11 protein-coding genes and 1 riboswitch are annotated in these 12,535 nt (G+C 60.8%); of the genes, 4 read left to right on the top strand and 7 right to left on the bottom strand.

Features of this window, described 5'->3' with window-relative positions:
* Positions 1-7: 7 nt before the first annotated feature.
* The 3 genes from LGH70_RS01470 to LGH70_RS01460 all read right to left on the bottom strand — a co-directional run bounded on the left by LGH70_RS01470 (position 8) and on the right by LGH70_RS01460 (position 3,302).
* Positions 8-2,206, bottom strand: a complete 2,199-nt coding sequence (locus LGH70_RS01470) for a B12-binding domain-containing radical SAM protein (protein ID WP_226182672.1) — start codon at positions 2,204-2,206, stop codon at positions 8-10.
* A gap of 167 nt (positions 2,207-2,373) precedes the next feature.
* The gene (locus tag LGH70_RS23755) at positions 2,374-2,946 is read right to left on the bottom strand and encodes a helix-turn-helix domain-containing protein (protein WP_226181963.1); all 573 of its coding nucleotides are present in this window, start codon (positions 2,944-2,946) and stop codon (positions 2,374-2,376) included.
* Positions 2,943-3,302: a hypothetical protein gene (locus LGH70_RS01460; RefSeq protein ID WP_226181961.1), complete on the bottom strand. Its 360-nt coding sequence runs from the start codon at positions 3,300-3,302 to the stop codon at positions 2,943-2,945. The genes LGH70_RS23755 and LGH70_RS01460 overlap by 4 nt, the downstream gene beginning before the upstream one ends.
* 245 nt (positions 3,303-3,547) lie before the next feature.
* On the opposite strand from LGH70_RS01460, the gene LGH70_RS01455 reads away from it, so the two are divergent.
* On the top strand, positions 3,548-3,811 hold the full coding sequence (locus tag LGH70_RS01455; protein ID WP_226181959.1) for a hypothetical protein: 264 nt from the start codon (positions 3,548-3,550) through the stop codon (positions 3,809-3,811).
* A gap of 81 nt (positions 3,812-3,892) precedes the next feature.
* Here the strand turns inward: LGH70_RS01455 and LGH70_RS01450 are convergent, their stop codons facing one another.
* Both LGH70_RS01450 and LGH70_RS01445 read right to left on the bottom strand, forming a co-directional pair.
* Positions 3,893-4,984 carry a YncE family protein gene (locus tag LGH70_RS01450; protein ID WP_226181957.1) on the bottom strand — a complete coding sequence of 364 codons (1,092 nt, stop codon included), beginning with the start codon at positions 4,982-4,984 and terminating at the stop codon, positions 3,893-3,895.
* Between the two features lie 42 nt (positions 4,985-5,026).
* Entirely contained in the window at positions 5,027-7,000 is a 1,974-nt protein-coding gene (locus LGH70_RS01445; protein WP_226181955.1) for a TonB-dependent receptor, read from the bottom strand.
* A gap of 161 nt (positions 7,001-7,161) precedes the next feature.
* A riboswitch (cobalamin riboswitch) is annotated at positions 7,162-7,386 on the bottom strand.
* Between the two features lie 104 nt (positions 7,387-7,490).
* Between LGH70_RS01445 and LGH70_RS01440 the strand changes: the two genes are divergently transcribed.
* On the top strand, positions 7,491-8,093 hold the full coding sequence (locus tag LGH70_RS01440) for a DNA-3-methyladenine glycosylase (protein WP_226181953.1): 603 nt from the start codon (positions 7,491-7,493) through the stop codon (positions 8,091-8,093).
* A 214-nt stretch (positions 8,094-8,307) separates the two neighbouring features.
* On the opposite strand, the gene LGH70_RS01435 is transcribed toward LGH70_RS01440, so the two are convergent.
* On the bottom strand, positions 8,308-9,495 hold the full coding sequence (locus LGH70_RS01435) for a class I SAM-dependent methyltransferase (protein ID WP_226181952.1): 1,188 nt from the start codon (positions 9,493-9,495) through the stop codon (positions 8,308-8,310).
* A gap of 33 nt (positions 9,496-9,528) precedes the next feature.
* Positions 9,529-10,131 carry a hypothetical protein gene (locus LGH70_RS01430; RefSeq protein WP_226181950.1) on the bottom strand — a complete coding sequence of 201 codons (603 nt, stop codon included), beginning with the start codon at positions 10,129-10,131 and terminating at the stop codon, positions 9,529-9,531.
* Between the two features lie 184 nt (positions 10,132-10,315).
* Here LGH70_RS01430 and LGH70_RS01425 point away from each other — a divergent pair, with 184 nt between their 5' ends.
* Both LGH70_RS01425 and ahcY read left to right on the top strand, forming a co-directional pair.
* On the top strand, positions 10,316-11,086 hold the full coding sequence (locus LGH70_RS01425; RefSeq protein ID WP_226181948.1) for a DUF4397 domain-containing protein: 771 nt from the start codon (positions 10,316-10,318) through the stop codon (positions 11,084-11,086).
* Positions 11,087-11,210: 124 nt separating this feature from the next.
* Positions 11,211-12,530: an adenosylhomocysteinase gene (gene ahcY / locus LGH70_RS01420; RefSeq protein ID WP_226181946.1), complete on the top strand. Its 1,320-nt coding sequence runs from the start codon at positions 11,211-11,213 to the stop codon at positions 12,528-12,530.
* The last annotated feature ends 5 nt before the right edge of the window (positions 12,531-12,535 follow it).

The raw sequence follows: 12,535 nt of genomic DNA, 5'->3' as shown, positions 1-12,535 counted from the left end.
CGGAGTCCTACAGAATCAGCAAGCCTTTCTCGCGCAGCAGCTGCCAGGTGGGCGTTGTCAGGAAGGCCTCGAAGCTCATGCCCGCGACGCTGGTTGGGAAAGTAGCCGCCGCTTCTTTCAGCAGCACTTTGGTGTCGTAATCGGTGGTAAGGCCGAGGAGCAGCTGGTGCAGCCAGGCACCAATCGGAGCGGACGTTTTTACCTCGAAGTCCTCAGCCTGTTCGTAAAACGTCAGCACGGCCCGCTCGCCTTTTTTGTGCTCGGTGTGGCTCAGTTCGGGCGCATTGCCCAGCCAGAACAGGCGCTGGTTCTGTTTAGCAAAATCGGGCTTGCCCGGATCCTGCAGGGCCTGCTGAATCAAGTGGCGGGGCACCTTGGCGTGCGGCGTCTTGAAGTCGAACCAGAAGCTCAGGGGCTCGTCCAGGGCCACCCCGTGCATGTAGTTGTAGAGGGCTTTGGCCAGGCCGGGGCCAAACTTTTCGTGGTTGGCGCCGGTGGGGTCCTCGTGCCACAGGTCGTTCCAGGCAAAGTCGCCGGGCTCGGGGCCGACGGGTACCACCTGGTACTTGGCCGGGTTTTTTCCGACCGGCGAGTGGGCCGTCATGGCGAAACGGTGCCAGTAGCCGCTCTGTACGATGCCCGCCCCGAACAGCTGCCGCACGATTTCCAGGGAGTCCACGGTTTCCTGGGTGGTCTGGGTCGGGAAGCCATACATCAGGTAGGCGTGCACCATGATGCCCGCCTGGGTGAAGCCATCCGTGACGCGGGCCACCTGGGCAATGGTTACGCCTTTCTCCATGAGGGCCAGCAGCCGGTCGGAAGCCACTTCCAGACCACCCGATACGGCAATGCAGCCCGAGGCCGCCAGCAGCCGGCACAAATCGGGGCTGAAGGTTTTCTCGAAGCGGATATTGCCCCACCACGTGATTTTTACCTGCCGCCGGAGCAGCTCGACGGCCAAATCCCGCAGGGCCAGGGGCGGGGCAGCCTCATCCACGAAGTGAAAGCCGGTCTGCCCGGTTTGTTGCACAATCTGCTCAATCCGGTCCACGAGCAGGGTGGCCGGGGCGGTTTCGTAGCGCGAAATGTAGTCCAGCGTCACGTCGCAGAATGAGCAGCGCTTCCAATAACAGCCGTGAGCAATGGTGAGCTTGTTCCAGCGCCCGTCGCTCCAGAGCCGGTGCATGGGGTTCAGCACCTCAATCACCGAGAGGTACTCGGTCAGCGGCAAGTCGCTGTAATCGGGCGTGCCGACTTCGGTATGCGGAATATCCACGGCCTGAGCCGTGTTCAGGTACTCTACCCGCCCCTGCGTATTGCGGCGGAAGGTGCGCTGCAAATCGGCTTCGGTCAGGGTGCCGCCCAGGTATTGCAGCAGGCGCAGCCACGGGCCTTCTCCATCATCCAGGGTCAGGAAGTCGATATAGTCGAAAAAGCGGGGCTCCTTAATCTGGCGCAGCTCGGTGTTGGGGTAGCCGCCGCCCATCAGGGTTTTGGCCGCGGGGTGCAGCTCTTTCACCCGGCCCGCCAGACGCAGGGCGCCGTAGAGGTTGCCGGGAAACGGCACCGAGAAGCCTACCACGTCGGGCTCCACGCGGGCCAGTAGCGCATCGAGCAGCTCCAGCAGCATCTGGTCGAGCAGGTTGGGAGCGGCTTGCAGGGCCTCGTGCATGGCATCGAAGGAGGTGGCCGACATGCCCAGCCGCTCGGCGTAGCGCGAAAAGCCGAACTGCGGCCCCACGGTTTCCTTGATCAGGTCGCCGAGGTCTTCCAGGTAGAGCGTGGCCAGGTGGCGGGCCTGGTCGGTGAGGCCGAGCGTGCCGAAAGCGGCTTCCAGGTCGGCAATGTTGTCGAAGCGGGCGGCCTCGGGCAAAAACCGGCTGTGGCAGATGCGCGGGGCCAGCGTATTGTCCTTGTTCTGCAAAAACCGGATGACGGGCCCGATGGTAGCCAGGTAGCTGCGCTGCAGGCGCACCATACGCCGGGCATTGTCCGACAGCTCGAAGCCGCCGGCCTCAATGGCGGCAAACACCCGCCGCAGCCCCGCTTCCGAGAAAATCGTCAGCACCAGCTCCAGACCCAGATCGGCCTGCGTAACCGAGTAGCCCCGGCCCCCGAGAAACCCCTTGATGTAGGGCGTGGCCGGGTAGGGCGTATTCAGCTGGGTAAGCGGCGGGGTAATGAGCAGGATTCGGGGCAAGGCAATAGACACGGCAGCACGGCAAGGGGAACCACAAAGATACGCCCGAACAGCGCAGCCGCAGGTGTTGGTTCAGCCGTGGGGCCAAACCATCTGTAAAGCAATTGGGGGAGCCGAGAAAACTGGTTTCTCAACTCCCCCAACAATGGGGAGGCTAGGTTGTAGACCAGGCACTAAGCCAATTGATCCAAGGACATGCGCTTGGGCATCAGGTCGCGCCGAAACTCACTGACGGAGCGGCCGGTGACCTGGCGGAACTGGTTGCTCAGGTGCTGGCCGCTGCTGTAGCGCATCTGGTCGGCAATTTCGCTCAGGGTCATTTCGCCGTAGCTGAGCATTTCCTTGACCCGCTCGATTTTCAGGCGAATCAGGTATTTCTCGATAGTCAGATTGGCCGTGCGCGAGAAAACCTTGCTCAGGTGCGAGTAGGTGGCCGCAAACCGCTCGGTAAGAAAGGCCGAGGTAGTCAGGGGCATGCGGGCGGTGCGCAGGTGCTCCAGATATTCGCCCAGGGCTCCTTTGATTTGCTCGGTGAGCTGGTCGGCCCGGCCCATCAGCACCTCGAAGCCGGCTTCGTGCAGAATCGGGGCCAGCACAGCCGGGTCGGCGGGCGTGGTGTGATCGAGCTGCGCTTGGCCCAGCGTTACCTGGGTGGGGCGGTAGCCAGCCTGCTCGAGAAGGTGCCGCACCGCGTCGATGCACCGGGGGCACACCATGTTCTTAATGTGGAGGAGTGTCGTTTTCACGGGTGTTTTGGAGTGTTCTGCCGCGGCACAGGCCGCGTGGGTTTCCGATTATTTACTGCAACCGTAGCCGAAACGGGCCGGGCACGTCGCACTGACTCTGCGGGCGTAGCCGACCATTCTTTACCAAACCAACGAGTAGCTGCCCAGTTTACAAAGGGCACAATGCCCAGAAACGTAACAGCTAAGAGCCAGAATATTACGAAAAAAGCGCTTAATAATCGACCAAAGAAATGGTTGGAGAAGCCAAAAACGTAGGTGACGAGCAGCAGCGCCAATAAAAAACTTACGCCCGCCAACACCCCGGCACGGCGCAGCAGGGCAGGAGTAAACCAGGAAGAAGAAACGAAACGATTCATAAGCACAACTGAGCAACAAAGATATTGGTTAAGCAGTTGCGGTGCTTCACTGCCGACCCCAACGCGGGCCGGCTCCGTAGAGTTGCAGGACGAACAAGCCAGGGTTCGGACGGCGGGGCTGTTAGCAAACCAGCCCGCCACCTATATTCGGGCCACTGTCGAGACGCCTTATCGGCATACGCAAGAACCACTGCGGCGGTCAGCCGTAGGATATACCTCAGCTCTCTACTTTTCAGCCCCAACCCATGAAAACCTTTCTGCTCCGACCCCTGGCCCTGGCTTTCCTGCTGGCTTCGGCATCCCTCACGGCCTGCAATACCGGTAGCGACGCCGGCGACACCAACGTTGAGCGAGGCGCCGACAAAACCAAAGACCCCGACCCCGGCCAGGCGGGTACTTCCAACACCAATGGCATGGCCGGCGACACGGCCAAAGTCACGACCGGCCAGGACCTCTACGACCGTGCCGGGGAAGCCAAAGACCGCAACAACGACGGACTGGAGGATTAATTCTGGCTCCTGTTCCAACGAAAAAGCCCTGCCGCTCATCGAGCGGCAGGGCTTTTTCATAGCTCAGAAAGGCGGGGCGGGCTAGTAGAAGATAAAGCCGTTGGGGGCAATATTCACTTCAAAGGAGTCGATGGCGGTGCCGGTGGTCTGGTAGCGGACGAGGCGGCCGTTGGTGGTGTAGGAGGGCGTCACGCCGGCATAAATTGTGTTGTCTTTCGGGTCAATGTCGAAGCCGCTGAAGCCGCGGCGGATCAGTGGGGTGGTGGGCAGCGTGGCGTCAGTGGTGTTCATGCGGTAGATGGCACCTTTGTAGCGGTAGTAAAGCTGGGTGCCCGTGCCGTCGATGCGCAGGCCGCCGGGGTTGTTGCTGGCAAAAGTCTTTACTGCCCGTACCGTGTTGGTTGTAGGGTTGATGGAGGTCAGGCTGCCCGGCGTAGACGACAGTACCGGATAAGGAGGATTAGAATCGTAGACGGTGAAACCCGCGCCGAGTACCCAGAGCGTGCCGCTGTTGTCGGCCACCAAGCTGCTAGGGCCGTCGGAAACGGTAATGGTGCTTTCTACGGCATCGGTAGTCGGGTTGATAACACTGATGGTATTCTCGCCCGAGTTAGCCACGTATACTCTCCCGTTCAGCAGTACCAGCTGCTCGGGCTGCTTGCCCACCGGAATGGTTTTGGTAATGGTATTGGTGCGCAGGTCCAGCACCGACAGCCGGCCCGGAGTCGAGTAGCTCACCCACTCGGTGATATAGGCTTTGTCGGCGGTGGCGGCCACTGCGTAGCGCGGCAAGGCCAGCCCATTCACCGTAGCCACGGTTTTGAAGGTGGTCAGGTTCACGACTTCCACCTTTTTGCTGTTGTTGACCACGATGTAGCCCTGGTTGCCCACCACCAGCATCGACTGCACCACGTCGCCCAGTTCCCGCTGATTCACGGTCTGGAAAATGCTGCGGTCTACCACCGTTTTGCTGGCCTTGCTGAAGTAGGACACGGCCCCGTTGGGCGTCTGGAACTTGCCCTCGTTGAGCACAAACACGTTGTTGCCATCCTTGATGATGTTGTAGAGCGGGCCATCCTGTGGGTCGTCGGAGCAGCTGGCCAGGGCCAGGGCCATTGCGCCGGTAAGCACGAAGCGGGAAAGCAGGGTCGAAAAGGGTTTTGCGGAGAACATGCGTATAAAAAAGAGTAAGGTGAAGAGTGTCGGGAAGTAGCCTTAGTGCCAGTTGAGGCGCACACTCACGCTGCCGGAGCGGCGGGGCATGGCGCGGTATTCATAGCTCTGGTAAATCAGATTGGTCAGGTTGAAGCCCTGGGCCAGCACCGTTACCGACCAAGTGGGGGCCACCTGCAACGTGCGGCCCACGGTGGCGTTGAGCAGCGTGTAGCCCGGTAGCTGATTGCTGGCCGTGGCATCGATAAAGCGCATGCCAGTGTAGGTAAGTACCGTCGAGAGCTGCCAGTGCCGCCAGTGCTGGTCGGTGCTGAACGAGGCGGCGTGCAGCGGCACGTAGGCCAGCTGCTGGCCCAGCGGGTCGGGGTCGTCGAGGTAGCCGCGCACTTTCCGCGACTGGGTATAGGCGTATTCGGTCCTGGCCTGCAGGCGGTAGCGCTGGTGCTGCCACTCAAGGCGGGAGCTGAATTCCAGACCCTGGGCCCGCACCTGGCGCAGGTTTTTGGGCGTGTAGCGGCCCTGGCGGTCGGGCAGCCACTGCACCCAGTCATCCACGAGCTGGTGATAAGCAGTCAGCTCCGTCTTCAGCGTCAGGTCGGTGGCCGGGTGCCACGCGTGCGTCAGGCCCGCCTCGTAGCCAACTCCCGATTCGGGGGCCAGATTTGGGTCGCCGGTGGGCCAGAACCGCTCGTTCAGCGTGGGGGCGCGGTAGCTGCGCGAGGCCGTGGCCTTGGCCGAGAAAGTTTGCGCTTCGGTTTGCCAGAATTGCCACTCGGCGCCTAGTGTAGGGGCCAGCGGGGCACGGCGGCCGGGCAGCACGGCCTGCCGGAAGTTGGCCGTCAGGTGCAGCGTGGGGCGCGGGTCATAGCGCAGCAGAGCAAAGCCCGCGTACCGGTTTTCGTTAATGGGTTCCTTATACCCATCCACCAGCCCGCTGAAGTGCTGGGCTTCCGCTCCCAGCCGCAGGCTCATCGTGGGCCGAAAGGTGAACGTGTGCTCGGCCTGAGCCTGGGTGGTGCGCACCCGGGAGTTGCTGGTTACGGCATCGGAGCGGTAGTTGAGCACGTCCTCAAACCACGCCACCCGCACCCCCGACTCGTGGCGGGCGGCCACGTGCCGGTAGCCCGCCAGCAGGCGGCGGCTCTGGTCGTGCTGCGTGGCCTGGCTGTTGGCCGAGCCCGTCGAAGGCTGAATCTGGCGGTCCGCATCGGTCAGCCAAGCCGCGGCCAGCCACTCGCTGTGCTGGCCGGTACGCAGCATGATGTCCTGGGCGAGGCTCCACTGGCGCAGGGCCGCGTTTTCCTGGCGCCGCCGCACCATCCCGGTGGCCTCGCGCACTTCGTAGGGAAAGTCGTTGTCGGCCGCGCGGTGCGAAGCTGCCGTGCGCACGGCCAGCTTCTCGTTGCTAAAGCTGCCCTCCAGGCTATTGGCCACCAGCCCAAAGCTGCCCACGTCTGTCTGCACTGATACCTGCGGACCGGCTGCCCACCGCGCCGGCGACGAAAGCAGCACCGTGCCCCCAATGGCGCTGCTGCCATACAAGGCGCTGGCGGGCCCGTGCTGCACTTGCACCTGGGTAGCGCCACTGGTCGGGAAAAGGGCAAAGTCGGACTCGCCCAATGATGGCAGGCTGATATTGAGCCCATTCCAGAGCACGGCCGTATGCCGGGCCGAGGTGCCCCGGATGGAAATAGAGGCCAACTGCCCCGGACCGTAATTCTTGATATAGATGGGCGTGCGGGCCGACAAAATATCTGCCACCGTGCCGTTGCGGTACTGCGCCAGTGCTACCGAGTCGATGGTGGTGACGTGGCTGCCGACGGCAAAGCGGCCGGGCTTGGTGCCCTGCACCCGCACTGCGGGCAGCTGCTGCATGCGCGTGAGCTGGCTCGCCGAGTCGGGGGCGGGCTGCTGGGCGTGGGTAGCGGCCGGCCAGGCTGCCGCCGCTACCAGCAATGCTGGCCGCCACCGAAGGAACGGGAGCCGAAGCGGCCGCAAACCGTAAAAAACAATCATCCGAACCAAACTTCCAGTGGAGGAAAATTCGGTTCAAAACCTCACGTACGTCGTCCCGGCTGGGAAAACCAACGCGAAGCCGAGCCTGAAAACAGGGAATAGCAGCCCGCAAAGCCAGGCGCCACTGTCATCATTCTCCGCCTTTCACCCGAAAGCGCTGAACACTAAGAAATGCATAGGCAGGTCTCCTGGCTTGCTTCGGGTAGACCGCCTTCCCATTTCTCGGGCCGTTCTTAGTAGAACAACCTTCGGCGAAACAGTGGCAGCGTGTGGCCTACCAATACTAGAAGCGTACAGTTGCGGGGACAGCTCCGGAATTGAACCGGATTCCCTTTTCAGCCGCGCCCCGCAATTAGGGTCTGGCCACCTATAACGGGACAAAGATAAGGCGTTTTTGCGAAGTGCGGCCTAACCGTCGGGGTCGGGAAATCGTTTGGCTCAGGAGTCGGCGCCCCGCGGCACCTCTTTCCGCCCTTGCTCCTGTAGTTGTATGCCCAAACTTCCCCTCGCCTTTTACCAGGGCTCCGACGTCGTGCAGATTGCCCGCGACCTGCTCGGCAAGTACCTGCTCACCACCATCGACGGCGTGCTGACCGGGGGGCGCATCGTGGAAACCGAGGCCTACGCCCACCTCAACGACCAGGCCTGCCACTCGCACCTGGGCCGCTATACGGCCCGCACCAAGGTGATGTACGAGCCCGGCGGCGTGGCCTACACCTACCTGATTTATGGTCGCTACGTACTCTTCAACATCATTACCAACGAAGCCGGTAAGGCCGATGCCGTCCTGATCCGGGGCCTGGAGCCCACCGAAGGTATTGCGGAAATGCTGCTGCGCCGGGGCCTCACGCAACCGGCCCGCAACCTCACCGGCGGCCCCGGTCTGCTCACCCAGGCCCTGGGCATTACTACCAAGCATTACGGCACCGACCTAACCGGCGACCTGATTTGGATGGAGGACCGCCAGGAGCCAATCGCGCAAGATCTAATCATTGCTAGCCCCCGCGTCGGCATCGACTACGCCGGAGATGATGCCGCGCTACCCTGGCGCTTTCGTCTCAAAGGCAGCCCCTGGACCAGCCCGGCACGGTGAGAGGGTGGAATAATGAGTGCCTAACGCGCCATTTATCAGTATTCCGAAATCCGTAATGCCGTCTGATGGTCGTCAGGCACCATTCCGTGTTTGGGAATGCTGGTAAACGGCCGTCAGGTGCCGTTCCGGATTTCGGAATGACTATAAACGGCTGTGGGGGAGCATTCCAAGTTCTGGAATGCTCCCCCACAGCCGTTTATAGTCACTTGTATCGTTACAGCTTTTCGCACACCAGCACCGCCAGTCTGCCCTGCAAGTCAGTGGTGGCAAACATGTACAGATTGCCTCCTTCGCGGATACCGGTACGGTGGCGGAAATCAGCTACCGAGTCGGGGAAGTTGCGGGTTGTGACGTGGGCGCGGGCTTCGGGGCCGAGATGGGCCCGCAGCGCGTCCCGGTCGTAGCGCTCGGTGGCCACAATCCGGAAAATGCGGCCGGGGAAGTCAGCCCGGAGCGTGTCGGAGGTGTAGAGGTGGCTGTGCTGGTGCAGCTTGAGCAGCTCGAAGGCCGTGCCTACGCTCTTGAACCCACCGGCCTTGAGAATGGCCACGTTGGGCTCGTAGAGGAACCCCTGGGCTTCGGCGTAGCGGGCAATGGCGCGGGTTTCGCGGGCCTTGTTCAGCCGGAATTCCTGCTGCTGCCCGTTCCGCAGCAGATTCACCGTGTAGCGTTCCGGGTCGACGGCCGCCTCGGGGCCGAGTTCGTAAAGCACCTCTTTGCACTCATTATCGACGGCCACGACCCACAAGCGCCGCACCTGCTTCAGCTCCAGCAATGCCTGCTCAATGTCCAGCATCGGCGAGGTCTTGAGCAGCACGCGCCGGCCTTTGTGCAGCAGCAGGGGCAGAATGCGCAGCACATCCGGCTCGCAGTCCTGCAGCCGGTAAATCTTCTTGTCGGCGGAGCTACGACGGGCTGGGTCCAGATAAATCCAGTCGAACGTATCGGGCGTGCTTTTCAGGAAGCTCAGCGCGTCGTCGGCGTGGCAGGTGATGTTGGTAATGCCGAGCTGGGCCAGATTGTACTGCACCACCGCCACCAGCGCCGGGTCGCGCTCCACGTAGTGCACCTCCGGAATCTGGGTGGCAAAGTGCGTGGCATCCACCCCGAAGCCGCCGGTCAGATCTACCAGGCGCTGGCCCTGCACCAAACTGGCTTTAAACGCCGCCGAGCGGGCCGAAGAAGCCTGCTCGACGGATAAAGCCGGGGGGAAAATCAGGTCGGGGTTATCGGCCCAGGACGGAAGCTTGGTACGGGCTTTCTGGCGGGCCTGGATTTGCCGCACCAAGTCCGGCACCGGCAGGCCCGGATAGCGCCGGGCCTGCAAAGCCAGTTGAGCGGGGTCGTCATGCAAATGGTCGGCAACGTATTGCCGGGCCGCTGCAGCAAGCGGATAGTTCATGAAAGGTAATTACGGGAAAACAGCGCAAACGGCTTACCGCACGTTCCAGCGCAAAGCTAGCAGCGGCTGGCCAGTTGCCGATGCCGCCAGCCCAACGCCGGTCGGGGTGAGGCGCTGCAGCATGTTGTGCGCCGAGGAAAGCCCGGCGTTGTGGGTCGATACCGCGCGCTGAAACCGCTCATTGGTATGCCGGGTAATAAAAATATTCGACAGCAAGCTCAGCGTGGCAACTCCGATAGCTGCCTTCTGCGTGTCCTTAAAGTACTGATGCTCACTGTCGCTGGAGAGTACCTGCTGGCTGTAGAAAGCCACAGCGCCCACAAACGTGAGCCGCTCACCCAGGTACAGCCACTTCTGCGCCCGATAAGCATTCAGGTTGGCCAAAGCTTCCGGGTTGCCCGCCAAGTAAGGCCGTAGCCGCTGCCCGAAAAAGCCGGCATTGATATAGTCTTCCTCGCGCGTGCTTTCTCCCGTCGTGAAGAAGAAATTGCGCTGTGCCCCGTTCAGCCCGCGGGCCTGATCTTCAGGGCTCAACCGGATGACGGGAGCTGTGCTGGCGGGAGCCTGCTGGGCAAAAACGGCGGTAGCGGGTAGCGAAAAGCAAAGCGCAAGCGCCGAACGACGAAGAAGAGACATAGGATGTTGCAAGGAAGGAATAGGCGTGAATGCAAATGTACTACACTGTGCAATAGCTAGCTAAGACGTTGGTCGAGGAAATAATCCTATTCGTCCGGAAAAACTTTGCTTACCCCATCCAACAAAAACAACGGGTCTTACGTTCTGTCGGCAGTTGAAACCGCACTTACTTTTTTTCTAGCGTATGAAAACCATCGTAAACATCCTGCAGCGCCGTTTTTTATTGGCAGTAGTACCAGCTGCTCTGGTCTTCGCCGGCTGCAGCAAAGACGACGAGTCCGTCACGCCTACGCCTGACCAAGGTCGAGTACTCTTCGTGCACGCGGCAGCTTCCTCTGCTGGCGCCGTGAAGTTTGTCGCCAACGATAACAAAGAAGTGGGCTCGCTCACCTTCGGCACCAACTCGCCTTACACCAGTGTGGTGGCCGGTGCCCAGTCCATCAAAATCAACGATGCCACTACTGGCACCACGGCCCTGACCCAGGCTCTGGCCGTGGAGAAGGATAAGAGCTACTCCGTTTTTGCCTATTCGCCCACCTCGGCGCTGGGCTCGGTAGCCAGCCTGGCCGTATCTGACGACTTGACGGCTCCTGCTACCGGCAAAGCCAAAATCCGGTTGGTACACCTCGGCGTAGGCTCGCCAAACTCGGTAAGCCTGTCGGTACCCAATCCCACCATTGGCACCACCGATATTATCTCCAATGTAGCCTTCAGCACGGCTTCCGGCTTCACGGAAATCAACCCAGGCACCTACAACCTGGCCGTATCGATTGGCTCGGGCGCCACGGCTACCACCGAGGCTTCGGTGGGTGACGGCACCGGCGGCACCAATTCTTCCACGGCGACTAAGGCATACGCCGCGGGCAAAATTTACACCGTGGTTCTGCGCGGTGTGAAAAACAACAGCATCCCCGACGCTCAGCGGTTGAAAGCTATTCTCATCGAGAATAACTAAGCTCGCTTTTTTCGCTTAACTCCCTGCTAGCGAAGCCAAGAAGCCTACTCCGTCGGGGTAGGCTTCTTGGCTTCGCTAACATTTTGGCTACCTTTGTAGTTGAATCGCAAATATCTTCTGCATCATGGTTGAAACCACGACGAAAACGTACGTACCGTACAAAGTAAAGGACATGTCGCTGGCCGAATGGGGCCGCAAAGAAATCCGGTTGGCTGAGGCCGAAATGCCGGGTCTTATGTCCTTGCGCGAAGAGTTTGGTGCTTCGCAGCCCCTGAAAGGCGCGCGTATTGCCGGCTGCTTGCACATGACCATTCAAACGGCGGTTCTCATTGAAACGCTTATCGCCCTGGGCGCCGACGTTACCTGGTCGTCCTGCAACATCTTCTCGACCCAGGATCACGCCGCCGCCGCTATTGCTGCCGCTGGCATCCCGGTATATGCCTGGAAGGGTATGAACGAGGAAGAGTTTAACTGGTGCATCGAGCAGACGCTGTATTTCGGTGAAGATCGTCAGCCCCTGAACATGATTCTCGATGATGGTGGCGACCTGACCAACATGGTGCTGGACCGCTTCCCCGAGTTGGCTGCCGGTATCAAAGGCATTTCGGAAGAAACCACGACCGGTGTACTGCGCCTGCTGGACCGCGTGAAGAATGGTTCGCTGCCCATGCCCGCCTTCAACATCAACGACTCGGTTACCAAGTCGAAGTTCGATAACAAGTACGGCTGCAAAGAGTCGGCAGTGGATGCTATCCGCCGTGCTACCGACGTGATGATGGCCGGCAAAATTGCCGTAGTAGCTGGCTATGGCGACGTAGGAAAAGGTACTGCCGCTTCGCTGCGTGGTGCCGGGGCCCGCGTTATCGTAACCGAAATTGACCCCATCTGCGCCTTGCAGGCCGCTATGGACGGCTACGCGGTGAAGAAGATGAGCAACGCCATCAAGGAAGCCGATATCGTGGTAACGGCTACCGGCAACTGCGACATCATCACCGAGGAGCACTTCCGTGCCCTGAAGGACAAGGCCATTGTCTGCAACATCGGTCACTTCGACGATGAAATCGACATGGCCTGGCTGAACAACAACTACGGCCACACCAAAGACACGGTGAAGCCCCAGGTGGACCTCTACAACATCGACGGCAAGGAAGTAATCATTCTGGCTGAAGGCCGTCTCGTAAACCTGGGCTGCGCCACCGGTCACCCGTCGTTCGTGATGTCGAACTCGTTCACCAACCAGACGCTCGCGCAGCTGGAGCTGTGGCAGAACTCGGCCGCCTACGAAAACAAGGTGTACACCCTGCCTAAGCACCTCGACGAGAAAGTAGCGTATCTGCACCTCGCCAAAATCGGCGTGGAGCTGGACGAGCTGAAGCCCAAGCAGGCTTCGTACATCGGCGTCGATGTACAGGGCCCGTTCAAGTCGGACCTGTACCGCTACTAGGAATA

The organism is Hymenobacter nitidus (assembly GCF_020447315.1).
Taxonomy (GTDB): domain Bacteria; phylum Bacteroidota; class Bacteroidia; order Cytophagales; family Hymenobacteraceae; genus Hymenobacter; species Hymenobacter nitidus.
This window is presented reverse-complemented; position numbering and strand designations above follow the sequence as displayed.

Coding starts and splice junctions, on each gene's coding strand:
- LGH70_RS01445 (WP_226181955.1), bottom strand. CDS start 7,000: ATGATTGTTTTTTACGGTTTGCGGCCGCTTCGGCTCCCGTTCCTTCGG.
- LGH70_RS01460 (WP_226181961.1), bottom strand. CDS start 3,302: ATGAATCGTTTCGTTTCTTCTTCCTGGTTTACTCCTGCCCTGCTGCGC.
- LGH70_RS01450 (WP_226181957.1), bottom strand. CDS start 4,984: ATGTTCTCCGCAAAACCCTTTTCGACCCTGCTTTCCCGCTTCGTGCTT.
- LGH70_RS01435 (WP_226181952.1), bottom strand. CDS start 9,495: ATGAACTATCCGCTTGCTGCAGCGGCCCGGCAATACGTTGCCGACCAT.
- LGH70_RS01440 (WP_226181953.1), top strand. CDS start 7,491: ATGCCCAAACTTCCCCTCGCCTTTTACCAGGGCTCCGACGTCGTGCAG.
- LGH70_RS01455 (WP_226181959.1), top strand. CDS start 3,548: ATGAAAACCTTTCTGCTCCGACCCCTGGCCCTGGCTTTCCTGCTGGCT.
- ahcY (WP_226181946.1), top strand. CDS start 11,211: ATGGTTGAAACCACGACGAAAACGTACGTACCGTACAAAGTAAAGGAC.
- LGH70_RS01425 (WP_226181948.1), top strand. CDS start 10,316: ATGAAAACCATCGTAAACATCCTGCAGCGCCGTTTTTTATTGGCAGTA.
- LGH70_RS01430 (WP_226181950.1), bottom strand. CDS start 10,131: ATGTCTCTTCTTCGTCGTTCGGCGCTTGCGCTTTGCTTTTCGCTACCC.